General features: G+C 69.9%; 22 protein-coding genes. 8 read left to right on the top strand and 14 right to left on the bottom strand.

From position 1 onward, the window contains the following. Positions 1–13 precede the first annotated feature (13 nt). The 4 genes from Q0747_RS09830 to Q0747_RS09815 all read right to left on the bottom strand — a co-directional run bounded on the left by Q0747_RS09830 (position 14) and on the right by Q0747_RS09815 (position 6,549). Positions 14–1,537 carry an aldehyde dehydrogenase family protein gene (locus tag Q0747_RS09830; protein WP_298254103.1) on the bottom strand — a complete coding sequence of 508 codons (1,524 nt, stop codon included), beginning with the start codon at positions 1,535–1,537 and terminating at the stop codon, positions 14–16. Between the two features lie 136 nt (positions 1,538–1,673). Beyond that, the gene (locus Q0747_RS09825) at positions 1,674–3,584 is read right to left on the bottom strand and encodes a peptidoglycan DD-metalloendopeptidase family protein (RefSeq protein ID WP_298254101.1); all 1,911 of its coding nucleotides are present in this window, start codon (positions 3,582–3,584) and stop codon (positions 1,674–1,676) included. A 119-nt stretch (positions 3,585–3,703) separates the two neighbouring features. Beyond that, complete coding sequence (locus Q0747_RS09820; protein WP_298254099.1) at positions 3,704–5,065, bottom strand: helix-turn-helix domain-containing protein; 1,362 nt, start codon at positions 5,063–5,065, stop codon at positions 3,704–3,706. Positions 5,066–5,127: 62 nt separating this feature from the next. After that, positions 5,128–6,549 (bottom strand): FAD-dependent oxidoreductase, encoded by a 1,422-nt coding sequence (locus Q0747_RS09815; RefSeq protein ID WP_298254097.1) that lies wholly within the window; start codon positions 6,547–6,549, stop codon positions 5,128–5,130. A gap of 283 nt (positions 6,550–6,832) precedes the next feature. Between Q0747_RS09815 and rarD the strand changes: the two genes are divergently transcribed. Continuing rightward, positions 6,833–7,765, top strand: a complete 933-nt coding sequence (gene rarD / locus Q0747_RS09810) for an EamA family transporter RarD (protein ID WP_367277701.1) — start codon at positions 6,833–6,835, stop codon at positions 7,763–7,765. A gap of 37 nt (positions 7,766–7,802) precedes the next feature. Here the strand turns inward: rarD and Q0747_RS09805 are convergent, their stop codons facing one another. The 4 genes from Q0747_RS09805 to Q0747_RS09790 all read right to left on the bottom strand — a co-directional run bounded on the left by Q0747_RS09805 (position 7,803) and on the right by Q0747_RS09790 (position 12,581). Further along, a complete protein-coding gene (locus tag Q0747_RS09805) occupies positions 7,803–8,645 on the bottom strand; it encodes a universal stress protein (protein WP_298254092.1) in 843 nt (280 codons plus the stop codon). Between the two features lie 125 nt (positions 8,646–8,770). After that, the gene (locus Q0747_RS09800) at positions 8,771–10,291 is read right to left on the bottom strand and encodes an APC family permease (protein ID WP_298254090.1); all 1,521 of its coding nucleotides are present in this window, start codon (positions 10,289–10,291) and stop codon (positions 8,771–8,773) included. Further along, the gene (locus Q0747_RS09795; protein ID WP_298254088.1) at positions 10,288–11,175 is read right to left on the bottom strand and encodes a universal stress protein; all 888 of its coding nucleotides are present in this window, start codon (positions 11,173–11,175) and stop codon (positions 10,288–10,290) included. The genes Q0747_RS09800 and Q0747_RS09795 overlap by 4 nt, the downstream gene beginning before the upstream one ends. 2 nt (positions 11,176–11,177) lie before the next feature. After that, on the bottom strand, positions 11,178–12,581 hold the full coding sequence (locus Q0747_RS09790) for an NAD(P)/FAD-dependent oxidoreductase (protein ID WP_298254086.1): 1,404 nt from the start codon (positions 12,579–12,581) through the stop codon (positions 11,178–11,180). Between the two features lie 130 nt (positions 12,582–12,711). Here Q0747_RS09790 and Q0747_RS09785 point away from each other — a divergent pair, with 130 nt between their 5' ends. After that, a complete protein-coding gene (locus tag Q0747_RS09785) occupies positions 12,712–13,383 on the top strand; it encodes a TetR/AcrR family transcriptional regulator (protein WP_298254084.1) in 672 nt (223 codons plus the stop codon). A 98-nt stretch (positions 13,384–13,481) separates the two neighbouring features. Further along, a complete protein-coding gene (locus Q0747_RS09780) occupies positions 13,482–14,075 on the top strand; it encodes a GNAT family N-acetyltransferase (protein ID WP_298254082.1) in 594 nt (197 codons plus the stop codon). 191 nt (positions 14,076–14,266) lie between these two features. Here the strand turns inward: Q0747_RS09780 and gabT are convergent, their stop codons facing one another. Both gabT and Q0747_RS09770 read right to left on the bottom strand, forming a co-directional pair. After that, on the bottom strand, positions 14,267–15,652 hold the full coding sequence (gabT, locus tag Q0747_RS09775) for a 4-aminobutyrate--2-oxoglutarate transaminase (RefSeq protein WP_298254080.1): 1,386 nt from the start codon (positions 15,650–15,652) through the stop codon (positions 14,267–14,269). Positions 15,653–15,678: 26 nt separating this feature from the next. After that, a complete protein-coding gene (locus Q0747_RS09770; protein ID WP_298254078.1) occupies positions 15,679–17,109 on the bottom strand; it encodes a gamma-aminobutyraldehyde dehydrogenase in 1,431 nt (476 codons plus the stop codon). Positions 17,110–17,272: 163 nt separating this feature from the next. Between Q0747_RS09770 and Q0747_RS09765 the strand changes: the two genes are divergently transcribed. Beyond that, entirely contained in the window at positions 17,273–18,733 is a 1,461-nt protein-coding gene (locus Q0747_RS09765) for a PucR family transcriptional regulator (RefSeq protein ID WP_298254076.1), read from the top strand. Between the two features lie 24 nt (positions 18,734–18,757). On the opposite strand, the gene Q0747_RS09760 is transcribed toward Q0747_RS09765, so the two are convergent. Continuing rightward, positions 18,758–19,723 (bottom strand): alpha/beta hydrolase, encoded by a 966-nt coding sequence (locus Q0747_RS09760; protein WP_298254074.1) that lies wholly within the window; start codon positions 19,721–19,723, stop codon positions 18,758–18,760. A 151-nt stretch (positions 19,724–19,874) separates the two neighbouring features. Between Q0747_RS09760 and Q0747_RS09755 the strand changes: the two genes are divergently transcribed. The 3 genes from Q0747_RS09755 to Q0747_RS09745 are packed head-to-tail and all read left to right on the top strand — an operon-like array spanning position 19,875 to position 21,470. Further along, positions 19,875–20,510 (top strand): trimeric intracellular cation channel family protein, encoded by a 636-nt coding sequence (locus tag Q0747_RS09755; protein ID WP_298254072.1) that lies wholly within the window; start codon positions 19,875–19,877, stop codon positions 20,508–20,510. 58 nt (positions 20,511–20,568) lie between these two features. Next, positions 20,569–20,994 carry a hypothetical protein gene (locus tag Q0747_RS09750; RefSeq protein ID WP_298254070.1) on the top strand — a complete coding sequence of 142 codons (426 nt, stop codon included), beginning with the start codon at positions 20,569–20,571 and terminating at the stop codon, positions 20,992–20,994. Continuing rightward, complete coding sequence (locus Q0747_RS09745; RefSeq protein WP_298254068.1) at positions 20,994–21,470, top strand: HIT family protein; 477 nt, start codon at positions 20,994–20,996, stop codon at positions 21,468–21,470. Before Q0747_RS09750 ends, Q0747_RS09745 begins: the two co-directional genes overlap by 1 nt. 34 nt (positions 21,471–21,504) lie before the next feature. On the opposite strand, the gene Q0747_RS09740 is transcribed toward Q0747_RS09745, so the two are convergent. Genes Q0747_RS09740 through Q0747_RS09730 form a run of 3 tightly spaced genes read right to left on the bottom strand, consistent with a single transcriptional unit; the run spans position 21,505 to position 24,687 of the window. After that, positions 21,505–22,599, bottom strand: a complete 1,095-nt coding sequence (locus Q0747_RS09740) for a polyprenyl synthetase family protein (protein WP_298254066.1) — start codon at positions 22,597–22,599, stop codon at positions 21,505–21,507. Between the two features lie 9 nt (positions 22,600–22,608). Next, positions 22,609–23,925 (bottom strand): geranylgeranyl reductase family protein, encoded by a 1,317-nt coding sequence (locus Q0747_RS09735; protein ID WP_298254064.1) that lies wholly within the window; start codon positions 23,923–23,925, stop codon positions 22,609–22,611. Further along, entirely contained in the window at positions 23,926–24,687 is a 762-nt protein-coding gene (locus Q0747_RS09730; protein WP_298254062.1) for a demethylmenaquinone methyltransferase, read from the bottom strand. It abuts the gene before it with no gap. A 139-nt stretch (positions 24,688–24,826) separates the two neighbouring features. Here Q0747_RS09730 and Q0747_RS09725 point away from each other — a divergent pair, with 139 nt between their 5' ends. Next, complete coding sequence (locus tag Q0747_RS09725; protein ID WP_298254060.1) at positions 24,827–26,167, top strand: isochorismate synthase MenF; 1,341 nt, start codon at positions 24,827–24,829, stop codon at positions 26,165–26,167. The last annotated feature ends 62 nt before the right edge of the window (positions 26,168–26,229 follow it).

The following is a 26,229-nucleotide window of genomic DNA, read 5'->3' as shown; positions in this document are numbered from 1 at the left end:
GTGTCCCCATCACCTAGAAGAACCCGAGCTTGGATTCCGAGTAGCTGACCAGGAGGTTCTTGGTCTGCTGGTAGTGATCGAGCATCATGGCGTGGTTCTCCCGGCCGATACCGGAGGACTTGTACCCTCCGAACGCAGCTCCCGCCGGGTAGGCGTGGTAGTTGTTCACCCACACCCGGCCCGCCTGGATCTCGCGGCCGGCCCGGTAGGCGACATTGCCGTTCCGGGACCAGACGCCGGCACCGAGGCCGTAGAGGGTGTCGTTGGCGATCTCCATGGCCTCCGCGTAGTCGTCGAACCGCGCCACCGACACCACCGGACCGAAGATCTCCTCCTGGAACACCCGCATCCTGTTCGTACCCTCGAACACCGTGGGTTGCACGTAGTACCCCTCGGCGAGATCGCCGTCGAGCATGTTCCGTTCACCGCCGATGAGCACCTTGGCGCCCTCCTCCCGGCCGATGTCCATGTAGGAGAGGATCTTCTCCAGCTGGTCGTTGGAGGCCTGTGCGCCCACCTGGGTCTCCGTGTCCAGCGGATTCCCCTGCACCATCTTCTCCACCCGGGCGATCGCGTCCGACATGAAGGAGTCGTAGATGGAGCCCTGGACGAGCGCGCGGGACGGGCAGGTGCACACCTCACCCTGGTTCAGCGCGAAGAGCGCGAAACCCTCGAGGGCCTTGTCGTAGAAGGAGTCGTTGGTCTCCGCGACGTCCGCGAAGAAGATGTTCGGGCTCTTCCCGCCGAGTTCCAGCGTGACGGGGATCAGATTCTGGCTGGCGTACTGGCTGATGAGCCTGCCGGTGGTCGTCTCGCCGGTGAAGGCGATCTTCCGGATCCGCTTGCTCGAGGCGAGCGGCTTCCCCGCCTCCACGCCGAAGCCGTTGACCACGTTCAGCACGCCCGCGGGGAGGATGTCGCTCACCAGCTCCATGAGGACGAGGATCGACGCCGGGGTCTGCTCGGCGGGCTTGAGCACGACGGCGTTTCCTGCGGCGATCGCGGGCGCCAGCTTCCAGGTGGCCATGAGGATCGGGAAGTTCCAGGGGATGATCTGCCCGACGACGCCGAGGGGCTCGTGGTAGTGGTACGCCGTCATGTCCTCGTCGAGCTGCGACAGGCGCCCCTCCTGGGCACGGATGGCACTCGCGAAATAGCGGAAGTGGTCGATGGCGAGCGGGATGTCGGCGGCCAGGGCCTCCCGGACCGGCTTGCCGTTGTCCCAGGAGTCCGCGACCGCGAGCATCTCCAGGTTCTCCTCCATACGGTCCGCGATGCGGTTCAGGACGGAGGCCCGTTCCGCGACGGAGGTCTTCCCCCATCCCGGAGCCGCCTTGTGGGCTGCGTCGAGGGCCAGGTCGATGTCCTCGGCGGTGCCCCTGGCCACCTCGCAGAAGACCTTGCCGGTCACGGGCGAGATGTTCTCGAAGTACTGGCCCTTCGCCGGCGGCACCCATTCACCGCCGATCCAGTTCTCGTACCTGGGCTTGAAAGAGACCTTCGATCCGTCCTGGCCGGGCTGGGCATAAACAGTCATTGTCGAACTCCTCGGATTCCGCGGGTGAGGGACCTGTACGGTCCACTGACCACAGCGTAGGAGCCGGATGGTTGCATCGACGTTGCATGGGCGCCGGACCGGGCGATCCCGGTCCGGCGCGGGAGGAGGGCTCCGCTCAGCCCTCGTTGCGGGGTGCCGCTGCCGGCGCTCCCGGCATGGCCGGGGTGACCGGCGCGGGGTCCTGCGCCGGGTCCTGCGCCGGATCGGGATTGCCCGACGCGTCGCCCGGCGCCGCGTCGTCGCAGGCCGTCTCCTCAGCGCCGTCGGCATCCGCCGGCTGCTCTGCCCCCGGTGCTCCCGCGACATGTCCGGGACCTGCGCCGGGCGCAGGGGCTGCTGCCAACGGCCCGGTACCTGCCGCGGGCTCTGCCCCTGCTGCTGGCTCTGGCTCTGCCCCTGCCGCTGACTGTGCCGCCGTCTTCGCCGCGGCATCGGGGCTGCACGACGAGTCCGTCCCCGCCTCGGGAACGACCTCCGGCTGGACCACCGGCTCTGCCGGCGTCGTGGTCTCGGCGGGCTCGGTCGTCTTCGTCGGCTCGGGCTCGGTCGTCTTGGTCGGTTCGGGCTTCGTCGTCTTGGTCGGCTCGGGCTCGGTCGTCTCCACCGGCTTCTGCCCGGTGGTCTTGATGGGCTCGGGCGTACTCGTCTTGGTCGGCTCCACCGGCTTCGGCTCGGGGGTCTTCGCCGTCTCGGTCGGCTTGGGCGCAGTCGTCTTCACGGGCTTCGGCTCGGTGGTCCTCACCGGCTTCGGCTTGGTGGTCCTCGTCGGCTCCGACGTCACCGGCGGCTTCGTCGCCTCGGGTTTCGCGGTCTCCGTCGGCTTGGTGGTCCTCGACGGCCTGGACTGCGTCGTCGATTCCGTCGTCGTGGACGGTTTCGGCTTCAAGGTCGTGGTCGGCCTGGACTGCGCGAGCGCCTCCTCCCTCTTCACGACGAGCTTCGACTGCTCCGGCGACGCTTTCACTCTCGCGCCGGGCTTCGACGCCGGTGGGGTGGTGGACGCCGATGCTCCGCGGGAGCCACTCGGCGGCGTCGTGGCCGCGACACGGGGCGGTGGGGTCGGGAGCAGCCTGCGCAACTCACCGGGACTTGCGCCGAGAACCGGCTGAAGATCGAGGAGCGGCGGCACGACGCCCGGATCGGTGGCGAACACCTGATCGGACCGGGTGCTCGACTGCGCCCAGGCCGGGACGGCGGACGCGGCGGCACCGCCGGGCGTGTAGTCCTTCATCACGCCGGGACGGTCGCGATGCGTCGTGGGGACGTACGTCCAGCGCTCCGGGTCCACGTGCCCGCCGTCGAGGATCGTCTCGAGATGCAGGTGGCAGCCTGTGGACGACCCGCTGCTGCCCACCTCCGCGATTCGATCACCGCCGTCGACCACATCCCCCGTCTCCACGGAGATTCCCTGGAGATGGTTGTACGTGGTGATGAGGCCGTTGCCGTGGTCCACCTCGACACGGTTCCCGCCACCCCACTGATGCCAACCGACACCGCGGACCACCCCGGCATCCGCCGCGTACACCGGGGTGCCGCAGGGTGCTGCGAAGTCCTGGCCGGTGTGGAGCTCTCCCTCCTCCGCCGTGACGGGGCTCGTCCGCGGTCCGAAGGGCGAGGTGGGGGTGAGTTCGCCGAGGGGGGCGAACAGCGTGCCCGCGACGGGCCGCTGGACGGCAGCGGAGAGATCGGTGAGGAGCGCACCGGCAGCAGCGGAGGTGCCCGACGACGGCGCCTGCTCCCGCGGCTTCGTCGCGTCGAGGGCATCGGCGTAGCGGAGGGGAACCAGCAGGGAGGAACCGACCGACCCCGTGGCCGACAGTGCGTCGTCGAGCCGGAGAAGGGAGGAGTCCGTCTGCACGGAAGCCCGCGCCATGGCATCGGCGGACTCCCACGACTGCGGGACGACGCCCTGGAAGCCGACGAAGCAGACCACCATCGCGAGGCTCGCGTTCATCTTCGTACGACGTACGCCCCGACTGCGCCCTGGCACCCTCGCCATGCTCCGGTGCTTTCCAGCCTGCGTCACGAAGATCCCCTTTTGGAAGTGCATTCTGCGGTGATCCGGACCAGCAGGCAGCATTGCCCGCCGGGCACGTCGGCCACCGGATACAACGGTAGCTGCAAGGTGGCCCGGATTGCGATGCTCTATTGCGATTCGGTGACAAACTTCAGTGAATCCTGAGCCTGCCGGGGCGCGGCCAGCTCCGCCGTCAGCCGTTCCACATGGGCGACGACGGCGCCCCTCCTCGGGGACCGCGGAGGCAGGACCCTCAGGGCCAGTTCCCAGGCCTCGGTGTCGTCCTCGGCCTCGGGAAGTGCCAGGTACTGCATCACGGCGTCCGGCGCGCCGTCACTGAGGACCGCATCGCGCAGCAGCGTGGACACCTCGCTGCGCAGGCGCACGATCGCCGGGGCCTGGGACCGCGGCAGGACGGGCCCCCGGTAGATGCCGAGTGCCGTCCGGTGGGCTCCCCGCCGCAGATAGCCGAGCACCTGCACCGCATCGACGACGAGTTCGCCCGGCAACCTGTACGGCCTGGACTGGGTGACCATCGCGGCACCGCAGGGCACCAGCGCCTTCCGCAGTCGGAGCATCTCCGCGCGGACGGTCACGCCCGCTGCCTCATCGGGGTAGACCATGGCGGCCAGCTGCTCCGCCGTGAGGCCCTCGGGGTGCAGTGCCAGGAGCGTGAGGAGTTCGGCGTGCCGCAGGCTGAGCTCCAGGGAGGCACCACCGACGTGCAGCACACCGCGATCACTCCCCAGGATCTGCAGACTGTTCCGGTACAGCGCGGTCGAGGAGCGGCCCCGCCGGGACGACCGCCGACCCGCGGGCTCGCGGCTCGTGAGGCGGTGGATCTTCAGCTGCGCCTCTGCTGCCGCGACCGCCGCCTCCACGAGCGAGAGGGTCTGCGGAGCCACGGCATCGGAGGACCCGGTGATGTCGACGACCCCGAGCACCGTCCCCGAGTCGGGGTCGTGCAGCGGAACGGCCGTGCAGCTCCAGGGCCGGGCATCGGGACTGAAGTGCTCGGCACCCGCGATCTGGACACTGCGCCCGAGCGCCAGGGCTGTCCCCGGAGCACTGGTGCCCACCGTGGCCTCCGACCAGTCGGCTCCCGCCACGAACAGCATGCCCTCGGCCCGCCGGCGCAGCTCACGGTCGCCCTCGACCCAGAGCAACCGGCCGTTCTCGTCGCCCACCGCCACGAGGAGACCCGCGCGGAGGCTCGGCTGGACCAGCAGCCGGTCGATCACCGGCATGACCGCGGTCAGCGGATGGGACTGGCGGTAGGACTCGAGTTCGTCGTCCGCGCAGAAGAGGTGAGCCTGGGCGGTCGAGGGATCCGGGAGGAAGGACAGCGATCGCAGCCAGGACTGCTGGACGACGCTGCGGAGATCACCCTCCACCCGCCCCTGCCAGAGGGCTTCATGGGCGGCGAGCGCCGTGCGCTGCAGCGCCTCGGAGGACAGCGCCGCTGCGGCGACTGAACGGGACGGCGACATCGACACTCCGCTTCATGACCTGCTCCACGGGACGGCGTGGGGCAGGTCACAGTCTAGCGGGGCTACTCGCCGCGGGAAATGGCCACCATGTCCTCGCGCGGTACGAGCTTGACGCGCTCGCGGACGACCTCGGCGTTACCCGAGGTGTTGACGAAGTTCGCGCCGAGCTTCATCTCGTGGCCGTCGAGCTTCAGCCATCCGTCCCAGGTGGTGTAGCGCACGCCGCGCTCCTCCAGCAGCGCTGTCACGGCTGCTTCGGACGGGTTCTCGGCGGCGGGCAGGTTGAGCCGGTCCTCGAGCAGGAAGCCGATGGTCTCGAGTGCGTCGCCCTTCGTGTGGCCGATCAGCCCCACCGGTCCGCGCTTGATCCATCCGGTGGCGTAGAGACCGGGCACGGGGTCGCCGGACTCGTCGATCACCCGCCCCCCTGCGTTGGGGATGACACCGCGCTCGGCGTCGAACCCGACCTCCGGGAGCTCGGAGCCGAAGTACCCGATGGCGCGGTAGACGGCCTGGACGGGGTAGTCGAGCATCTCCCCGGTGCCGCGCACGCTGCCGTCACCGGTCAGTTCGGTGCGTTCGAACCTCATGCCGGCGACCCTGCCGGGTGTCTCCGGCGAGTCGTGGATCTCGACCGGCGAGTGGAGGAAGTGCAGGTGCAGCCGACGCGAGGCACCGGTCGGCTCATCCTCGACGAGCCAGTTCGTCAGTGTCTTGACCATCGTCTTGGTCTGGTTGTTCGAGGCGATCTGCTGCTCCGAACCGGCGTCGAAGTCGAAGTCCTCCGGGTAGAGGACGATGTCGACGTCGCGGGAGTGGGACAGTTCCCGCAGTTCCAGCGGGGTGAACTTGATCTGCGCGGGACCGCGCCGTCCGAAGACGTGCACATCCGTGACGGGGGAAGCCTGCAGCCCGGCGTAGACGTTGTCCGGGATCTCCGTCGAGAGGAGATCGTCGGCGTGCTTGGAGAGGATGCGCGCAGTGTCGAGCGCCACGTTGCCGTTCCCGATCACCGCGATCTCGGTGGCGTCCAGCGGCCAGTCCCGGCTCACATCGGGGTGGCCGTCGTACCAGGACACGAAGTCGGCGGCGCCGAAGGAGCCCTCCAGCTCCACGCCGGGAATGGGAAGATCGGCGTCCTTGATGGCGCCGGTCGCGAAGATCACCGCGTCGTAGCAGCGGCGGAGATCGGAGAGGGTGAGATCGCGCCCGTAGTTCACGTTGCCCAGGAAGCGGATGTCCCCCCGGTCCAGGACCTTGTGGAGTGCGTTCACGATGCCCTTGATCCGCGGGTGGTCGGGAGCCACCCCGTAGCGGATAAGGCCGTAGGGGGCCGGGTACTGATCGAACAGGTCGATGCTGACGGCGAAGTCGCCCCCCTGCACCTCGTTCGACTTCGTCAGGATGTCGGCAGCGTAGACGCCGGCCGGTCCTGCGCCGATGATCGCGACCCGCAGCGGTCGTCCCGCAGCTGAGGTAGACACTGAATAGCCTTCTTCCCGGTGGAACTGCTCCCGATGGATACCGTGACGCGTACCAGGCGCACAGTCACCCATTCTAATTGCCGCGCGGTGACACCCGCCAAAATAGTGGCCGGTGTCTCCTGCGATCCAGCACACCACACCCCGCCACCACACCCCGACGCCGCGGGAACAAGCCGCGGGAACAAGCCGCGGGAATGAGCGTCGGGAACATCCGCGGGAATAGAACGGCGACGCCGATGGTTCAGCCCTCGTGAGCAGAACAGAGGCAAGATCCCCACGCCCGGTGAGAAGCGAGAATTCCCTGGGCATCCTCTTCGGGGTCAGCGCCTACGGTCTCTGGGGTCTGCTCCCCCTCTACTTCATCATCCTGGCGCCGGCGGGGCCCGTGGAGATCGTGGCGAACCGCGTGCTGTGGTCGCTGATCTTCTGTGCCCTCCTCCTCACCGCGATGCGTTCGTGGCGGCCGGTCCTGACCGCACTGCGGACACCGCAGATCGTCGGGCCGCTCACCCTCGCGGCCCTGCTGATCGCGGTCAACTGGCTCGTCTACACGTACGGTGTCACCTCGGGCCAGGCGATCGAGGCCTCGCTGGGCTACTTCATCAATCCGATCGTCTCCGTCCTGCTGGGCGTCCTCGTGCTCCACGAGCGGCTGCGGCCCCTGCAGTGGACCGCCATCGGGATGGGCGTCCTCGCGGTGATCGTCCTCGCGGTCGGCTATGGATCCGTCCCCTGGATCGCGCTGACCCTGGCGTTCTCCTTCGGCACGTACGGCTTCGTGAAGAAGAAGGTGGGCTCGAGGGTGGACGCCGTCTCGAGCCTGAGCATCGAGACCGTGGTCCTCGCCCCCATCGCCGCCGTCGTCATGCTCTGGCTCTCCTCGAGCGGTGCCGCGACCCTCACGAGCGAGGGTCCGGGGCATTTCTGGATCATGGCCGCCTCGGGCGTGATCACCGCCGTCCCGCTGATCTTCTTCGGGGCCGCGGCACGCCGGTTGCCCCTGACCACCATCGGGATGCTCCAGTACCTCGCCCCCGTGCTCCAGTTCCTCCTCGCCCTGCTGGTCCTCCACGAGGAGATGCCGTTCGAGCGCTGGGTCGGGTTCGGACTGGTGTGGGTGGGCCTGGTACTCCTGACGATCGACATGGTGCGGACCGTGCGCCGGCAGCCCCGACCGGCGGGGAAGCCCGTCGCGGCCCCGGCCGCCACTTCCTGACCCACGCGCTGACCCACGCGCAGGGCCGGATCACCCGTCAGCGGGGGGTGCGCACCCAGTCCCGGGGGACCACGACCATGGGGACGGGCAGGGCCCGCAGCATCTTGTTGGCGGTGGAGCCCAGGAAGATCTGGCGATTCTGGGCCAGCCGGCTGGAGCCCACGATCACGAGTTCGCCCGCATCCCATTCGATGTCGTCGATGGCCTCCTCGATGGTGCGGCCGTGCGCCACCGTGATGGATGCCTCGTGGCCCTCGGGGAGCTGCTCGACGGCGCGGGCCAGCACCGACTCGGCATGCTGGTGCGCCCTGTTGATGGCCTCACCCGAGTCGGAGGCCTCGTGCACGTCGAGCGCCACGAGCGAGATCAGCCGCAGTGGCAGGCCGCGCCGGGCGGCCGACTCGACGGAGACCTCCAGCACCGACTCCGCCCCGGCGCGCGTTCCCACCGCGCAGGTCATGCGGGTGAACGCCGCGCGGTGCCGGTAGCCGCGCGGCGCGAGGGCCACCGGGACGCTGGAGCTGTGCAGCACGGCGTTCGCCACGCTGCCCACGGTGAAGCGCCGGAGCAGTCCGTTGCTGGAGGCCCCGATCACGATCAGGCCGGCATCGATGTCGTTCGCGAGCTCCACCAGTCCTGCGGCGAAGGAGTCGGCGAGGCGCACGTGCGTGGAGACCTCGACGCCGTCGGGCACGTTCTCGCTCGCGCGGTCCAGCGCCTCCTGCGCGCGGACGCCGCCCGGGGCCACACTGCCGTCCTGGGGCCAGTCGAGAACGGTGACCAGATCGATGCCGGCCGCCTGGGTGACGGCCAGGGAGGTCGCCAGCTCCAGGGCATCCCTGCCGCGATCATTCTCGGTATAGCCAACGACGTAGCGCACGGCGACTTCCTCTTCCTCGATCAGTGGCGGCCGCGGCACGACGATGCCGCGCCGCAGAGTCGGTTCACTCTAGCGCAGCGGCCGGCCCGTGCACCGTTGATCGGGGCGGCTGCCACGGCCGGCGGCTACTGCCTCGGTGCCGAGCCCTTCGTGAGGATCTCCTGCCGGAAGAAGGCCGGGTTGATCCGGGCCCAGACGAGCATGAGGACGGCCCCGAGGAGGATCACGCCGATGCCGAGGATGAAGACCATGCCGATGCCGAACAGCTCCGAGCCCGAACCGTAGGCGGGATCCATGGAGTCCATCGCCGTCTTCACGAACATGACCAGGAGGATCACCCCGCCCAGCAGCGGAGCCAGGAACTTGAAGACCAGGTTCCGGCCGCTGGTGAAGGCCTGCGCGCGGAAGTACCAGACGCAGGCGAGCGCCGTGATGCCGTAGTAGAAGCAGATCATGAGCCCGAGGGCCGTGATGGTGTCCCACAGCGCGTTCTCCGACACGAGGCGGGTGAACACGTAGAAGCCCGCCGCGGCGACGGCCGCAGCCACGGTGGCGACACTCGGGGACTTGTACTGCGGACTGATGCGCCCGTAGCTCGTGGGCAGCGCCGTGTAGTGCCCCATGGCCAGGAGGGTGCGCGCCGGGGAGACGAAGGTCGACTGGAGCGAGGCGGCCGAGGAGCTCAGGACCGCCATGGACATCAGGATGGCGAAGGGACCCATCACGGGCCCGGCCAGGGCCGCGAAGATGCTCGCCTGGTTGTCGGGATTGCCGGCACCGAGCTCGCCGTCACCGATACCCGCATAGGCGAGCGTCGCGAGTGCGACGGTGAGGTAGATGACCACGATGACGACGACGGTGAGCGCACCGGCCCGGCCCGGTGTCTTCTCCGGATTCCTGGTCTCCTCGTTCATGGTCAGGGTGACGTCCCAGCCCCAGTAGATGAAGATCGACAGGGACACCCCGGCCGCGAAGGCGGAGAAGGAGCCGACGGCGAAGGGATTGAACCACTCGGCGCTGATACCGGTGGCGTCGAAGGCGGTGCCGTTGGCCACGTGGACGAAGGCCGCCACGGCGAACCAGCCCAGCACGATCAGCTGGAAGGTGACCAGGACGTACTGGACGGTCTTGGTGGTCTCCATCCCGCGGTAGGAGACGTAGCACGCGAGGGCGATGAACACGAGGGTCGTCGCGATGTTGAGCGGAAGATTCAGGGTGAGATCGGCGACGGCCGGATCACCCAGGAGCTGCGAGAGCAGCAGGTAGAAGAAGTCCACGGCGACGGCGGCGAGATTGGACAGCACGATGATCGTGGCCGCGATCAGCCCCCATCCGCCCATCCAGCCGACCCAGGGCCCGAAGGCGCGGGTGGCCCAGGTGAAGGAGGTCCCCGAGTCCGGCATGGAGTTGTTCAGCTCACGGTAGCCCAGCGCCACGAGCAGCATGGGGATGAACCCCACGAGGAAGATGGCGGGCAGATTCACGCCTACCTCCGCCACGGTGGGGCCGAGCGCTGCGGTGAGTGTGTAGGCAGGGGCCACGCAGGACACGCCGATCACGACGGCCCCCACCAGTCCCACCTTCCCGGAGGCCAGGCCCTTCCTGCTCAGTCCGCCCTCGGTCCTGGTGGTCTCCTCGATGCTCATGCGTCCGTCTCCGTGGTCGGGGCGCCCTGTCCGGGCGTGCTGCGGGGTGAGGTGTAGCTGCGCGGGACGACCACCATGGGGATGGTCAGCGTGCGCAGGATCTTGTTGGCCGTGGTGCCGAGGAAGATCCTCAGGTGCTGGGCGAGCCGGCTGGAGCCGACCAGCAGGATCTCCCCGTCGTCCCACTCCATGGACTCGATGGCCTCCTCGACGGAGGTACCGTGCGCCGTCTCCACGCTCACCTGGCCGCCGATCGAGGCGGCCGCCTCCCGGAGCCGGAGCTCCGCGGCGTCCTCGGCCCCGTCCGGGTCGGGCCGGCCGGCGTCGAGCGGGACGAGGGACACCAGCCGCAGGGGAAGATCACGACGGCGTGCCGAGGACACGGCGACCTCCACGACGTCCCCGGCGCCCGCGCGCCGTCCCACGGCGCACGTCAGGCGGGTCACCGGCTCCATGCGCCGGTAGCCCTTCGGCGCGAGCGCCACGGGGACCTCGGCGGCGTGGAGCAGGCTGCGTGCCACGTTGCCCACGTTGAACCGGGCGCCCAGCCCGCGCGAGCTGGCACCGATGACGATCAGCGCCACGTCCGGCTCGGCGGCGGCCCTCATGAGTCCCTCGGCGTTCGATTCCGCCCGCAGCACCACGCCGCGGGCCGCGACGTCCGCGGGGACGAGGGCGAGCCCCTCGTCCATCCACTCCTTCATCTGGTCCGAGAGGACCCCGTCGAAGTTCCTGGCCGGCGGGTACGTCCCGGCGTACAGGGAGTGCTCGGGGGTCACGAGCACGAGATCGAGGGTGGCCTCCTGGCGGCGCGCCAGCGCGACGGCGAGGCACACGGCGTCGTGCCCGCGTGCGTCAGCGGTGTATCCGACGACGTAGCGCATGATCAGGCCTCCTTCACGGAACCGGCTGGCTGCAGTCCGGACACGAGCGCCTCGTGGATCGCCGCGGCCGTGCGCCTACCCATCCGGATGGCGCCGTCCACGTGCTGGTACCCCTCCGCCGCGATGTCCGAGCAGGACCAGTGGATGGGGCCCACCGGAGTGCGCTGGTCCCGTCCGTAGCGATGGAGGCCGCCGAGGTCGTAGCTCGAGGCGTAGGCGCCGCGGGTCCACTCCTCCGAGGCCCAGTCCGATTCGTAGTAGACCTCCGGTTCGAGGGCCTGGGGGCCGAGGAAACCGGCGATCGACTCCAGGATGCGCGTGCGCCGCTCGGGTTCGGGGAGCTCGAACATCGCGTCGGCCTTCTCGTCGGACACGAAGCCGACGAGCGTGCCGCGCGGGTCCTCGTGGTTCGAGTTGTCGTAGATCTCCTGCACGATCGAGCCGGCGCTGAAACCGGTGCCGGAGAGTCCGTCCTCCCGCCAGAACGGTGTGGCGTAGACGGCGTGGACCTTGATGACGAGGCCGAGCGACTGGTGCTGGTGCATCTGGTGCTGGCGCCGCGGCAGGGGCGGGTCGTAGCTGATGCGCGAGTAGAGATTGGGCGGCACGGCGACGACCGCGTAACGCGCATGGACCGTGACCGTGTCGGAGACCACCGTGACGCCGTCGCCCCCGTCAGTCCCGTTCCGGCGCAGGGTGCGTACCGGGCTGCCGAGGATCACGTCCTCCCCGAGCTCCTCGGCCATCCGCTCGGAGACGGACTGCATGCCGCCGATGACGCGCTTGTCGAGGATGAAGTCCTCGTCGACGAGGTTGGAGAAGGATCCGGCCGTGGCGGCCATGAGGATGGCCTGCAGCGTCGAGAACGCGTGTGCGGGTTTGGTCAGCATGCCTCCCGCGATGAAGAGCCCGATGTTGTTGCAGGCCTCCTCGTCGTCCGACTGCTGACGCAGCCAGTGGTGGAAGGAGACGGTGTCGAGCGCGCGGGCGTCCGGGTGGTTCCAGGGCTCCTCGGGACCCGCCTCGGCGACGAGCCGGTCCAGGAGGGCGATCAGCCGCTCCATCTCCTCACGGGTGTGCTCGCCCACCGGGAACATCTCCCCCGTGTAGCGGACGGGCCCGCCGGCCGGGCCGATGTAGACGGACTCACCCTCGCGGTAGCGGGAGAACGTCCCCAGGCCCAGCTCGTCGAGCAGGCCGATGAGCTCGGTCTGGTCGGGTGAGACCCACTGGCCCCCCACCTCGAGCATCGCCCCGTCGACGATGTCGGTATGGGTGCGGCCTCCCACCCGGTCCCGGGCCTCCACGACGGCGACCGAGTGTCCGGCCTTCGTCAGGTCCCGTGCGGCGGTCAGGCCGGAGGGGCCTGCTCCGATAATGACGACGTCGCGTTCGATGGTTCGCATTTGATCCTCCCGGCCGCATGATGCGGACCACAAAATGAATGGCGTTCATTATTTCGGCCTACTATAGCCTTGAGGCTTCTCCGGGGGAAGAGTCGAGCCGGAATCCGTCGATCGCAGCAGGGGGCGAGCCATGAGTGCAGGACCAGCGGCCCCGCGCCGCGCCGGGCGACCACCCCGCGGCGTGCTCTCCCGCGACAGCATCACCGCGGCCGCCCTCGGCCTGATCGAGGACGAGGGCTACGAGGGACTGACGATGTCGGCCCTGGCACGCCGGCTCCGGGTCGCCCCGTCGGCGCTCTACAACCACGCGGCCTCCAAGCGTGAGGTGCTCGGCTGGGTGCAGGACCACGTCATGACGATGGTCGACTACAGCGCGTTCGCCCGTGAGCCGTGGGAGGACGCCGTCCGGCACTGGGCCCGGTCCTACCGGACGGTGCTGGCCCGCCACGGCCCCCTCGTGCCGGTGATCGCCGTCATGCCGGTCACCGACGCGGCCGAGACACTGCGCATGTACGAGGAGGTGGCCCGTGGCTTCCTCGCTGCCGGATGGCCCGAGGACCGGATCGTGCCCTCGATCGTGGCCCTCGAGTCCTTCATCTTCGGATCCGCCCTCGACGTCGCCGCGCCCAGCGACATCTTCGACTCGGGCAGCCTGGGACCGCACTTCCCGGTCTTCACCTCCGCCGTACGGACCGCCAGGGAGTCCGACGGCGCCCTCGGAGCGGCCGATGCCGCTTTCGACACCGGTCTCGAGGCCATGCTCGACGGCCTCCGTGCCCAGTTGGCGGCCCTCCGCGGCTGACGGCGCCTTTACCCCCCTCCGCAACACTGTTACGATCGCGTCACGGTCAAGTAGCGGCCGGCACTTCTGGCTCAGTGAGGTCCACAGTGAGGTCCACAGTGTCCGTTACACCCCTTACCCCGATCCCCCTGCCTCCCGACGGTCTCGATGACGGCCCGTGGATCAGCGAGGACGGCCTCGGCCTCGTCGTGCGGGAGCTGCCCGGTCGTCCGAGCCGGTCCGCACCGGTGGTACCGCGCGATCTCTCCGCGACCCCCGACCGTGAACTCTGGTCCCTCAGCAATCAGCTCTACCGTGTGCTCGACACCGACAACGCGCCGTTCGGGGCACTCGAGGACTACGAGGCCGTGATCGAGGAGCTCGACGAGCGCGCGGCGCATGCAGCACAGCGCGTCGAGGCCGAACGCGTGCGGGAGAAGTTCCGCGACAATCCCGTCACCTCGCGCTTCGAGCTCTTCCACGACGGCGTGATGGTGGGCTACGTGAAATACGATCTGCGCGCCGGGCGCCTGCGCCTGTTGGAGACCATCGTGGGTACGGACCACCAGGGCTCCGGGCTCGAAGCGGTCCTCGTCCGCGAGGCGCTCCTCGACGCGCACCGCCGGCGGCTCGCCCCGATCCCCTACTGCCGCCATGCGCAGGCGTTCCTGGCCGGTAACCCGCACTTCCGGGCCCTCATCCCCCTGGGCTGACCCCTCGACCGGGCCGAACTCACGCCCGGACCGGAATAGCGCCCGCTCCCGCAGAACGCGCGGGCCGGTGCAGCAGCAGGAAGACCCCGCAGCCGGGCTGCGGGGTCTTCCTGGTCCGGCGTCTTCCTGGTCCGGGGTCTTCCTGGTCCGGGGTCTTCCGACCCGGTGGCGCCGAGCGCGCGGGCGGGTGCTCAGCCGGGCTGGACGCTCCGGATCGCGTGCGTGAGCACATCGAGTCCGTCGGCGAGCAGCTCGTCGCCGATCACGAGCGGCGGGAGCAGCCGGATCACGTTCCCGTAGGTCCCGCAGGTCAGGATGATCACGCCCTCCCGCAGGCACTGCGCAGCGATGGCCTTCGTGGCCTCCGGGTCGGGGACCTTGCCACCGGGCTCCACGAACTCGATGGCCAGCATGGCTCCACGGCCGCGGATCTCACCGATGATGCTGTGCTCCCCGAGCTCGGACTGCAGCGCGGCGAATCGCTCCATGACCTGCGCCTCGATGGAGCGGGCCCTGCCCACCAGGTCCTGGTCCTTCATGGTCCGGATGGCGCCCAGCGCGGCCGCGCACGCGACGGGGTTACCTCCGTAGGTCCCGCCGAGGCCGCCGGCATGGACCGCGTCGAGCAGATCCGCCCGGCCCGTGATCGCCGAGAGCGGCATGCCGGCGGCGATCCCCTTCGCCATGGTGATGATGTCCGGGACCACGCCCTCGTGGTTCACCGCGAACCACTCGCCCGTGCGGCAGAACCCCGACTGCACCTCGTCCGCGATGAGGACGACGCCGTTCGCCGTCGCCCACTCGGCCAGGGCCGGGAGGAACCCGGGTGCCGGCACGATGAAACCGCCCTCGCCCTGCACCGGTTCGATGATGATCGCGGCCACCGATCCCGCACCGATCTGCTTCTCGATCATCGTGATGGCGCGCTGCGCCGCTTCGGGGCCCGTGATCTCCGGGTTCTCCTCGCGGAAGGGGTAGCTCATCGGCACGCGGTAGATCTCGGGCGCGAACGGACCGAAATCGGTCTTGTAGGGCATCGACTTGGCGGTGAGGGCCATCGTCAGGTTGGTGCGGCCGTGGTAGGCATGGTCGAAGGCGACGACGGCGTTCCGGCCGGTGGCCAGGCGCGCCACCTTGACCGCGTTCTCCACGGCTTCGGCACCGGAGTTGAACAGGACGGTGCGCTTCTCGAAGTCACCGGGTGTGAGCTCGGCGAGCTGCTCCGCGACGGCGATGTAGCCCTCGTAGGGCGTCACCATGAAGCAGGTGTGCGTGAAGTGCTCCACCTGTTCCTTGACCGCGTCGACGACCGCGGGGGCAGAGGCTCCCACGCTCGTCACGGCGATGCCTGCGCCGAGATCGATGAACGAGTTGCCGTCGACATCGACGACGATGCCGCCGTCCGCGTCCGCAGCGTAGACGGGCACACCCGAGACGGCACCCCTGGCGACGACCTGCGCGCGGCGCTCGGCCAGGGCCGCGGACTTCGGGCCGGGGAAGGTGCCCCTGATGTGGCGCTTCTGCTCGATCCTGGCAGCCGGAGCCGTGGCCCCCGGCGTTGTTGCATACGTTGTCATGCGAGTTCCTTTCCTCGTGGACCTTCTCAGGCGTCCAGCACGCTCATGACGTGCTTGATGCGGGTGTAGTCCTCCACGCCGTACATGGAGAGATCCTTGCCGTAGCCGGAACTCTTGAAGCCGCCGTGCGGCATCTCGGCGGTGAGCATGATGTGCGTGTTGATCCAGACCGCTCCGAAGTCGAGGTCGCGGGAGACGCGCATCGCCGTGCCGTGGTCGGTGGTCCAGACGCTGGAGGCCAGGGCGTAGTCGACCCCGTTCGCCATCTCCACGGCCTCCTCCTCCGTCCTGAACGTCTGCACGGTCAGGACCGGGCCGAAGGTCTCCTGCTGCACCACTGGATCGTCCTGCCTGGCCCCGGTGACGATGGTGGGCTCGAAGAAGTAGCCCTTCTCCCCCGCACGCCTGCCGCCCGTGGCGATGCTGCAGTGGGCCGGCAGCGCATCGATCACGGCATTGACCGCGTTGAAGTGGTTGATGTTGTTGAGCGGTCCGAAGTAGTTCTCGGAATCGTCGGCGCTGCCCGTCGTCAGGGTCTTCGTGTGCTCGACCATCGCCCCGACGAGCTCGTCGTGGGCATCCTCGTGGACGAGGATCCGTGTGATCGCGGTGCAGTCCTGCCCGGCGTTGAAGAAGGCGAACTCCGTGATCTGCTGCGCCGTCCTCTGCAGGTCCGCGTCGGCGAACACGACGGCGGGGGCCTTGCCGCCCAGCTCGAGGTGGGCACGCTTGAGTCCCTTGGCCGCGCCGGAGGCGACGGCGATGCCCGCGCGTACCGACCCGGTGATGGACACCAGCCCGGGTACGGGGTGCTCCACCATGGCCGCTCCTGTCTCCCCCGTGCCGAGCACCACGTTCAGGACGCCGTCGGGAAGGATGCCCTGCGTCAGCCGGGCGAGGACGAGGGTCGATTCCGGGGTGGTGTCACTGGGCTTGAGCACCACGGTGTTGCCCGCGGCGAGCGCCGGGCCGATCTTCCAGACGGCCATGAGGAACGGGTAGTTCCACGGCGCCACCTGCGCGACGACGCCGATCGGTTCCCGCCGCACGTAGGAGGTGTGGCCCTCCATGTACTCCCCCGCGGACTTGCCCTCGAGGATGCGGGCCGCTCCGGCGAAGAACCGCAGCTGGTCGGCCCCGGCGGCGACCTCCTCCGCGGCGATCATCTCGCGGACCTGGCCCGTATTGCGGTGCTGTGCCTCGACGAGCTCCTCCGCCGCGGCCTCGACGGCATCGGCGAGCCGGAGCAGCATGAGCTGGCGCTGCCCGGGTGTGGTCCGCTTCCAGGTGCGGAACGCCCGGGCGGCCGCCTGCATGGCGTCGTCCACATCGGCGGCCGACGAGACGGGCGACTGCGCCACGACCTCGCCGTTGGTGGGATTCACGATGTCCAGGAGGTCTGTTCCGGCCGGCGTCACGAAGGTGCCGTCGATGAAGTTCTGAAGGGTCTCGGCCACGCTGCTCTGCCTTTCACGAGGGTGGTGACACGGCATCATGGTGCATCCGGTCACGTCTGTTGTGGTAACGGTACCGACGCCCACACGCTCTCGCCACGGCTACTTGCACAGGCGGCGGGCTCGCCAGTGGTGCAGCGGCACAGGGTTCTCCTAGCATGGTGCCATGGCCCTCTCGCTCCCCGATCTCCTTGCCGATCCCGCCCTCGAGCTGGCGTCGGAGGGGCATACCGAGGCCTCCTCGCTCCCCATCCAGTGGGTCGCCATGACAGAACTGGAGGATCCGGCGCCCTTCCTCAACGGCGCCGAGGTGGTGCTGACCACCGGGGTGCGGCTGCTCACGGAGGCCGCCCAGCGCCGCTTCGTCCGGCGGACCCATGCTGCCGGAGCGCTCGCCATCGGCTTCGGGGTGGGTTTCGCCCACGACCGGGTCCCTGCCGCCCTGGTCTCGGCGGCCGACGCCGTCGGCCTGCCCGTCTTCCTCGTCCCGTACGAGGTGCCGTTCATCGCCATCGGGAAGAAGGTCTCCGATGCCCTGTCGGCGGACCACTACGCCGGGCTGGAGGAGCTGCTCGAGGGGCACGCCGTCCTGGCCTCGGCCCTGCTCGGGGCCGGAGGACTCGGCGCCCTCCTCGACCAGCTGGCGCGCATGCTCGGCACCGAGGTGGCGCTGTTCCAGTACGGCGCGCGGATCGCCGGTGCAGCCGCACCCCGACGCGCCGGGGCACGGGGTCCGGACGCGGTCGAGGGGGCCGCCGATCCGGCCTGGCACCGCCTGCCGATCGCCACGGGGCTCAAGGACCGGTGCACGCTGGCGATCGGTGAACCCTACGTCCGCGCCGCCGTGGTGGACTACGCGCAGAGCCTCATCTCGGTGGAGCTCACCAACCAGGCGCGCAACCGCACGGGAGCACGGATGGCGCTCGGTCAGCTGCTCGAGGACGTGGTCCGGGGCACCCTGGCCGGGCCGGACGCCGCCGCGAGACTCGCCGGCTCCGGCATGGACACGACGGGACGCCACAGCGTGCTGATCGTCGACGTGGCCTCGGGGCAGCGTCGGGCCCTGCGCACCCTCCCGCTGCCGGACGGGTGGGACGGCGTCTCGTCCGGGCTCGTCGACGATCAGCTCGTGCTGGTCCTGCCGTCGTCGGGCACCCCCGAGCCGATGGACCTCACCCGGTATCTGCACGGCGCCGGACTGACCGCGCGCATCGGCGTGGGCGGCACCTACACCCAGCCGAACGGCCTGCGCTGGAGCTACTACGAGGCCCGCGAGGCCCTCCTGCGCGGGCAGAGCCTCAATGTCGCGGACCGCCTCAGCCTCACCTCGCTGCTGCTGTCCAGCGCCGACGTACCCCTGGCCGACCTGGCCGCGGAGACCCTGCAGCCCCTGGAGGCCTTCGACGACGCCCATGGGGCGGGGCTCACCCTCACGCTCCAGCGGTACCTCGACCTCGACGGTTCGGTGGCCGCCGTGGCCGCGGACCTGGACCTGCACCGCAACACCATCCGCTACCGTCTCCAGCAGGTCGTCACACTCTCCGGCTACGACCCGGCCGTCACGGCGGATCGGGTGCACCTCTACCTCGCCCTGCGGGTGCGGGCCCTCGACCGCAACGATCGCTGACCGCCGCAGAGCACGCCGTCCGGGTCAGGGCAGCATGGGCCGGCCGAGGAAGTCGGCGATGTCCGCGTAGACCTTCTTCGACTCCGGCAGGCGGGGGAACGCCGGGAAGACGTGGAAGCCGCCCGGGTAGACCCTCATGGTGACGCGCGCGCCTGCTGCCACGGCGCGGTCCCGGAACACCGCGGCGTCGGCCATGCAGATATCGCGTGTGCCCTGGTAGATCCGTGTTGTCGGCACCATTCCCAGCAGCGTGTCCGGCGCGCACGCCGGACTGATCAGCGGAGTACGCGGATCGTCCCCGGCGGCCCACCACAGCCCGGCCTGGACGCCGCCGGCCACGGAGAGCATGGGGTCCACGGCGTCGTATTCGGGGATCCGCGGGTTCGTCCCCGTGACGTCGAGCCAGGGCGAGAAGGCGACGATCCGGCCGGGTGCCGGCAGCCCGGCCTCACGGAAGGCCCACGGCTGGGCGATCGCGAGACCGCCGCCCGCCGAGTCCCCCATCAGGGTGACGTCGCCGGGAGCAACCGTGCGCAGCACCTCGCGGTACACGGAGACCAGATAGCCGAACGCCTCGCGGTAGGTGCTCTCCGGCGCGAGGCGGTAGAGGGGAACGGTGACGGCTGCGCCCGTGCGCCGGGTCAGCTCCGCGATGATCCACCAGTGCGGACGGCCCAGCTCGTTGATGTAGATGCCGCCGTGCGTGTAGATGATGTGCGAGCGGGTGGCTCCGAGGACCGGACGCACCGTGATGGTGCGCACGCCGTCGATCGTCGTCTCCTGGATGGTGTGCTTCTGCCTGAACGTCCAGGGGATCGCCGCCGCCGCCGGGTAGCTGCGGCCCTCATAGGTGCGCCTCACCCAGTCGGTGTCGGCGAGCTGCTTCTTCGTGGGCAGGAGACCGATCAGGCGGGATACGAGGCGCATCGCCCGGGAACCGTCCTGCGCGCTCGGTTCGATACTCTCGGAGGGTGCGGATCCGTGCGTCATCGGCCCAGCCTAGTGCTGACGCCTCCCACGCCGCCGCCTCTGTCATGCTGGTCAGGGCGCGCCGGCCGTGCCCGTCGACTCCGACCGCCTGCTGCCGGGGCGAGTCGATCCACCGGCTGCGACCGCAGCGCCCGGCATGCCGAAGGAGGACATGGACACCGCGTCACAGATAGCCCTCGCCGCCGATCTCCTCGGCGTCCTCTTCTTCGCGGTCTCCGGCTCGCTGCTCGCTGCGCGGAAGAGCTTCGACCTCGTGGGATCGCTCCTGCTCGCGTCCCTCGCCTCGCTCGGCGGCGGCGTGGTCCGCGACGTCATCCTCGACGTGCCCCCGGCTGCCTTCAACAATCCCGCCTACCTCGTACCGCCGCTGCTCGCCACGGTGCTGGTGTACTTCGTCTTCTCCGGTGTGGAGCGCGTGCGGCAGGTGCTGGTCCTGTTCGACGCCGCGGGGCTCGCGCTCTTCTGCATCACCGGGACCGTCAAAGCCCTGGAGCTGGGACAGCACCCCGTCTCGGCAGCCCTGCTCGGGGTCACCACGGCGGTGGGCGGCGGTCTGCTGCGCGACGTCGTCGCCAACGAGATCCCGCAGCTGTTCGACCCGCGCGACATCTATGCCCTGCCCGCCCTGCTCGGGGCCACCATCGTCACCGTCCTGTACCTGACGGAGACCTTCACGATCGTCACCGGGATCCTCGCGGCCTGCCTCGTGTTCTCTCTGCGCGTCCTCGCCTGGCGCTACGGCTGGCACGCACCGCTGGCCGCGAGGACCTGGAGTACACGTCCGTAGCTCCGGCCGTGTCGGCGGCGGCTAGGATGGGAGGCCCGCCACCTCTCCTGGAGTACCTGTGACCGAGCTTTTCGCCGACAAATTCCGTGGCCTCGTGCCCCAGTACTTCGAGGACGAGTGGGTCGAGGAGGACGGCCTGTCCGAGCTCGAACTCTCCGAGATGCTCCACGGCAAGGGGATCGACCTGCCGCTCGCGCTGTGGGAGTTCTACCGTGCGGTGGGCGCCACCGAGGACATCATGGAGGCGTTCCACTTCTTCTGGGACCCGGACGAGCTCGAGATCGAGGACGGCTTCCTGCTCTTCCTCGAGGACGAGGACGAGCAGTACGCCTGGGGCATGAGGGCCGACCAGCTCGACGTCCCCGATCCCATCGTCTGGCGGCGCAACAACGCCCGCGGCGAATGGCAGAGCGAGGAGGGCACGTTCAGCGAGTACGTCCTGGACCTGTTCGAGTGGGTCTTCGAGGAAGGGGACGACGACTGATGGACTTCACCCACCACGCGCCCGCGGGCTACCGGTGCCCGTTCTGCGACCTGGCGCGCGGGGACTTCAGCAATCCCGGTAATCTGTGTCGACCGGGCGACGTCATCCACTCCGACGATCTCGCCCTGGCGTTCATCGCCTCGCACGGTTTCGAACCGAATCCCGGCCACGTGCTCATCACGCCCCGCGACCACGTCGAACTGCTCTACGAACTGCCCGACGACGTCGCGGCCCGCATCATGACGCTCACGCGCGACATCGCGATCGCGATCAAGCGGGCATGGACCCCCGACGGCATCTCCACCCGGCAGCACAACGAGCCCGCGGGGAGCCAGCACGTGTGGCACTACCACCAGCACGTGCTGCCGCGCTGGGAGGACGACGGCTTCTACTTCACGCCGAAGCGGCCCGTGGTGGACCCGGGGATCCGCGCCCGGAAGGCCGACGAACTGCGCGCCTTCCTCCCGCCGCAGTAGGCGCCGGGAAGAAATCCGCACGGGACGACGCCGTCTACACGTCCCGGCTGACCACGGCCTGCGCGAAACTCGTCAGGGCCTGTTTCACCACGCTGTCGGGCAGGGGCTCCAGGGCGGCGACGGCGGAGTCCGCCCACCGCTGGGCCACCGCCCACGCCTCCTGCGTCTGCGGGTGTCCCCGCAGGGCGGCGACGGCCGCGGCGAGGGCCTCGTCCGAGGAGAGGTCGCCGTCGACCAGCGCGAGGACGTCGGCGGCGGAGCGGTCCCCTGCGGCCGCGGCGCGGCGCAGCAGGATCACCGGCAGCGTCGGCACCGCCTCACGCAGATCGGTGCCCGGCGCCTTGCCGGAGGTGACCTTGAGCCCGGTGACGTCGATGACGTCGTCGGCCAGCTGGAAGGCCACGCCCACCTTCTCGCCGTAGGAGACCATGACGTCCACGACCTCGCGGGGTGCATCGGCGAAGATGGCGCCCAGCTGGCCGGAGGCGGCGACGAGCGAGCCGGTCTTGTCGGCGATCACGGAGAGATAGTGCTCGAGGTCGTCCTGGCCCTCGCGGGGTCCGACGGTCTCGTGCAGCTGGCCCAGGCACAGTCGCTCGAAGGTCCGCGCCTGGATGCCGAGCGCCTCCCCGCCCAGCTCGGACACGAGGATCGAGGCCCGGGCGAAGATGAGATCGCCGGTGAGGATGGCCACGGAGTTGCCCCACACCTCGTGTGCCGTGGGTCCGCCGCGGCGGTACGGGGCCGAGTCCATGACGTCGTCATGGTAGAGGGTGGCCAGATGGGTCAGTTCGACGACGACGGCCGCCTGGACCACCTGCGGCGTGGCCGGTGTGCCCAGATGGGACGCGAGGATGGTGAGCAGCGGCCTGATGCGCTTGCCGCCGGCCTCCACGAGGTGCCGGCTCGTGGCGTCGGCCAGGGGATCGGAGTTGGAGATGGCGTGGCGGAGCTGCGTCTCGACCTCCGCGAGGCAGGACGACACGGAGGGCCCCAGCTGGGGGTCCTCGGCGATCAGGGCGAAGCCCGGCGGCAGGCGCAGGGTGTCCGCCTCGTCCCGGGGGTCCGCCGCGTCCGGGGCGCTGCCCGGGCCCACGTTGGTCCAGCCGGGGCTGAAGGAGTGCGTCACCGTCTAAGCCTAACCACGTGCGCCTGCTCCCTGCGCACGCAGCAGCTGCGCCGCGGGCGGCTGGTTGGTGGTGGCGGGAACGAGCGATTCGAGCAGGCGGATGACGCGGTCCTCGAATCCCCTGCCACCGGCATCGGTGAGATTGGCGAGCATGCGCACCACGAAGCGCATGAGCAGCGGGATCGGCATGCCGGTCCGCAGTGCCAGGGACATCACGGCGGGCTTCCCGATCAGCTGCGCGAAGACCCGCCCGAGCGTGAAGTGGCTGCCCCAGCGGCTGCGCACGTAGGGAGCGTAGCCGGACATGACCTGGTCCCGGCCCGGCGGGGAGGAGATGCCCTGTGCGCGCTCGATGAACTCGGCCGCGTACCGTGCGGACTCCATGGCGTAGGAGATCCCCTCGCCGTTGAACGGTGACACCATGCCGCCGGCGTCCCCGAGGAGCAGCAGTCCGGGGCTGTAGTGCGGCGTCCTGTTGAAGCCCATGGGCAGCGCCGCGCCGCGGATCTCGCCCACCTGGTTCTCCGGCGTGAAACCCCACTCGGTCGGCATGGCCGCGGTCCAGTCGCGCAACACCTGCTTGTAGTCGAGCTTGCCGAACTCCGCGGAGGAGTTGAGGATCCCGAGGCCCACGTTGGAGGTGCCGTCGCCCACGCCGAAGACCCATCCGTAGCCGGGCAGGGGCTTGCCGGTGGCGTCGGGGAGTTCCAGCCAGCCCTCCATCCACTCGTCGTCGGTCCGCGGACTGGTGAAGTAGGTGCGCACGGCGACGCCGAGGGGACGGTCGTCCCGCTTCTGCATGCCGAGGCTGACGGCCGTGCGGGTGGAGTTGCCGTCGGCGGCCAGGACGACGTCGGCCGAGAAGGAGCGCGTCTCGCCGGTCCTGCGGCCGTCGGCGTCGAGCAGGTTCACCGTGACGCCGGTGACGCGCCCGGCGTCGTCGCGCACCGCGGAGGACACCGCATGGCCCTCGAGGATGGTGGCGCCGGCGGTGCGGGCATGCAGTGCCAGGGCCTCGTCGAAACCGAGCCGGGTGCGGACCAGGCCGTAGTCGGGGAAGTCGCTGAGCTCGGGCCAGGGCACCTCGACGGTGCGGGTGCCCGCGATGAGGCGCAGGCCCTTGTTCCGGCGCCATCCCGCGCTCTCGTCGTGCGGCAGGCCGAGCAGCTGCACCTCCCGCGTGGCACGGGGTGTCAGCCCGTCCCCGCACACCTTCTCCCGGGGGAAGAAGGTCTTCTCCAGGACGGTGACCTCGATGCCGGCGCTCGCGAGATAGTAGGCGGCGGTGGATCCGGCCGGGCCGGCACCGACGATGAGGACCGTCATCTAGACGGCCGTCGTCTGGCGGGTCAGGCGGACCTGACCGGGCCGCAGCGGTTCCTCACCGGGCGCGGCAGGGGCCTTGAAGGCACGGTGGACGGCGACGATGCCCCCGTTGAGATTCCGGTACTCGACGTCCTCCCAGCCGCTCCCGGTCAGCCACGCCGCGAGCGCGTCCTGGTCCGGCCAGGCCCGGATGGACTCCGCGAGGTACACGTAGGCGTCCGGGTTGGAGCTGACCCTGCGCGCGATCGCGGGCAGTGCTCGCATGAGGTACTCGGTGTAGGCGGTGCGCCAGAGCGCGGCCGTGGGCTGGGAGAACTCGGCGATGACGAGCCGCCCGCCGGGTCTGGTGACGCGCAGCAGCTCCTCGAGGGCCTTCCTCGGCTCGTTGACGTTGCGCAGGCCGAAGGAGATGGTCGAGGCGTCGAAGGAGTTGTCCGCGAAGGGCAGCGCGGTGGCGTCCCCGGCCACGAAGTCGATGTCGGGGCGCCTGCGCTTGCCCACCTTCAGCATGCCGAGGGAGAAGTCGCACGCCACGACGTCGATCCCGGCGTCGGCGTACGGTTCGCTCGAGGTTCCCGTGCCGGCCGCGAGATCGAGCACGCGCTCCCCGGGTTCGGCGCCCACGGCGTCCACGACGATCCGACGCCACCGGCGGGCCTGTCCCACGGACAGGACGTCGTTGACGACGTCGTACTTGGGCGCAACGTCGTCGAACATGGCCGCCACTTCGTCAGGGCGCTTCTCCAGGGATGCACGATTCACCTGTCCATCATCTCAAACAAACCCGGGTGACCCAATCACGATCACCCCGGTCGCCGTGGAGGCCGGCGCCGGCCTCCACCCCGGTCCCGGCACGGCAGCGGGCGGTCCGGATCAGCGCCCCGGAGTACGCTGGGGAATCATGAGCACTCCGTCCCTCACCGCGCTGACGCCTGCGCCCGGACAGTCCAGCGGGCTCCGCAGTATCACGGTGGCTCGTGAGGACCTGGACCCACGGACAGGCCTCCTCGAGTACGTGGTGCGCGACGACGCGCACACCTGGATCCGGCGAGGTGGCGGATTGGTGGCATACGGGGAGATCACCCGGTTCACGGTGACCGGACCGGACCGTTTCACGCGGGCGCAGGACTGGTGGCGGCGCGAGCTGGCCGGCGCCCAGGTGGTCGACGAGCTCGGTATCCCCGGTTCCGGCCTGATCGCCTTCGGCTCGTTCGCGTTCTCCAAGACCTCCCCGCACGCCTCGCGCCTGATCGTCCCCGAGGTGGTGGTCGGGTGCACCGAGGGTCGCAGCTGGCTGACCTACATCACCCGCGATCCCGAGGCGGACCTGAGTGCGGCGGCCGCGGAGGCAGCCCTGGCCGCCTGGCTCCTGGAGCCGGCCATCGACCGCTCCCCCAGCCCGGGTGACCGCCTGGCTCCCGGCGTCCTGACCGAGGACCAGTACACGCGGGCCGTCGCCGAGGGGGTCGAGCACGTCCGGAGGGGCGAGCTCAGCAAGCTCGTGCTCGCGCGCGACATCGTCGCCGAGCTGGAGCAGCCGGTGGCGACGGCACGCGTTCTGCGTGAGCTCGCCGTGCGCTACGAGGACTGCTGGACCTACGCCGTCGACAGCCTGATCGGCTCGACGCCGGAGATGCTCATCAAGGTGGAGAACAACGCGGCCGAGGCGCGGGTGCTGGCCGGGACGCTGGATCGGGCCGACGCGCCGGCCGACGATCCCGGTTACGCCGAGAGGGTCCTCGCCGGGTCCGAGAAGCAGCTGCACGAGCACCAGATCGCCATCGACTCGCTCACCGAGACCCTCGCTCCGTTCACGAGTTCCATGACCTCCCACAGCGCACCGTTCGTCCTGCAGCTGCCCAACGTGTGGCACCTGGCTTCGGACGTGACCGCCAGCCTGACGGCGGACGACGACGGACACGTGCCGACCTCGCTGGCGCTCGTACAGGCGCTGCACCCGACGGCGGCGGTCTGCGGTACGCCGACCACCGTCGCGGGTGCGCTCATCCGCGAACTCGAGCACCTGCAGCGCGGGCCCTACGCCGGTCCCGTGGGCTGGATCGATGCCGCCGGCAACGGTGAGTGGGGTATCGCGCTGCGGGGCGCCGTGATCGAGACGCCCACCCGCGTGCGGCTCTACGCCGGCTGCGGCATCGTGGAGGGCTCCACCCCCGAGGCCGAACTGGCGGAGACCTGGAGCAAGTTCCGGCCCATGATCGAGGCCCTCGGCATCCGTCGCTGATCTCGATCTGGTTACCAATAGGCAAAACCTGTAGCCTGTGACGCACATCTCAACGATCGTCG

The organism is uncultured Arthrobacter sp. (assembly GCF_947493765.1).
Classification (GTDB): Bacteria; Actinomycetota; Actinomycetes; order Actinomycetales; family Micrococcaceae; genus Arthrobacter_D.
The sequence above is the reverse complement of the archived record's forward strand: the minus strand, read 5'-3'. Positions and strand labels throughout refer to the sequence as shown.

Bases quoted from the DNA above. Each gene is read 5' to 3' on its own strand.
- Q0747_RS09830 (WP_298254103.1), bottom strand. From the start codon at position 1,537: ATGACTGTTTATGCCCAGCCCGGCCAGGACGGATCGAAGGTCTCTTTC.
- Q0747_RS09820 (WP_298254099.1), bottom strand. From the start codon at position 5,065: ATGTCGCCGTCCCGTTCAGTCGCCGCAGCGGCGCTGTCCTCCGAGGCG.
- Q0747_RS09800 (WP_298254090.1), bottom strand. From the start codon at position 10,291: ATGAGCATCGAGGAGACCACCAGGACCGAGGGCGGACTGAGCAGGAAG.
- Q0747_RS09795 (WP_298254088.1), bottom strand. From the start codon at position 11,175: ATGCGCTACGTCGTCGGATACACCGCTGACGCACGCGGGCACGACGCC.
- Q0747_RS09790 (WP_298254086.1), bottom strand. From the start codon at position 12,581: ATGCGAACCATCGAACGCGACGTCGTCATTATCGGAGCAGGCCCCTCC.
- Q0747_RS09785 (WP_298254084.1), top strand. From the start codon at position 12,712: ATGAGTGCAGGACCAGCGGCCCCGCGCCGCGCCGGGCGACCACCCCGC.
- gabT (WP_298254080.1), bottom strand. From the start codon at position 15,652: ATGACAACGTATGCAACAACGCCGGGGGCCACGGCTCCGGCTGCCAGG.
- Q0747_RS09765 (WP_298254076.1), top strand. From the start codon at position 17,273: ATGGCCCTCTCGCTCCCCGATCTCCTTGCCGATCCCGCCCTCGAGCTG.
- Q0747_RS09760 (WP_298254074.1), bottom strand. From the start codon at position 19,723: ATGACGCACGGATCCGCACCCTCCGAGAGTATCGAACCGAGCGCGCAG.
- Q0747_RS09755 (WP_298254072.1), top strand. From the start codon at position 19,875: ATGGACACCGCGTCACAGATAGCCCTCGCCGCCGATCTCCTCGGCGTC.
- Q0747_RS09745 (WP_298254068.1), top strand. From the start codon at position 20,994: ATGGACTTCACCCACCACGCGCCCGCGGGCTACCGGTGCCCGTTCTGC.
- Q0747_RS09735 (WP_298254064.1), bottom strand. From the start codon at position 23,925: ATGACGGTCCTCATCGTCGGTGCCGGCCCGGCCGGATCCACCGCCGCC.
- Q0747_RS09725 (WP_298254060.1), top strand. From the start codon at position 24,827: ATGAGCACTCCGTCCCTCACCGCGCTGACGCCTGCGCCCGGACAGTCC.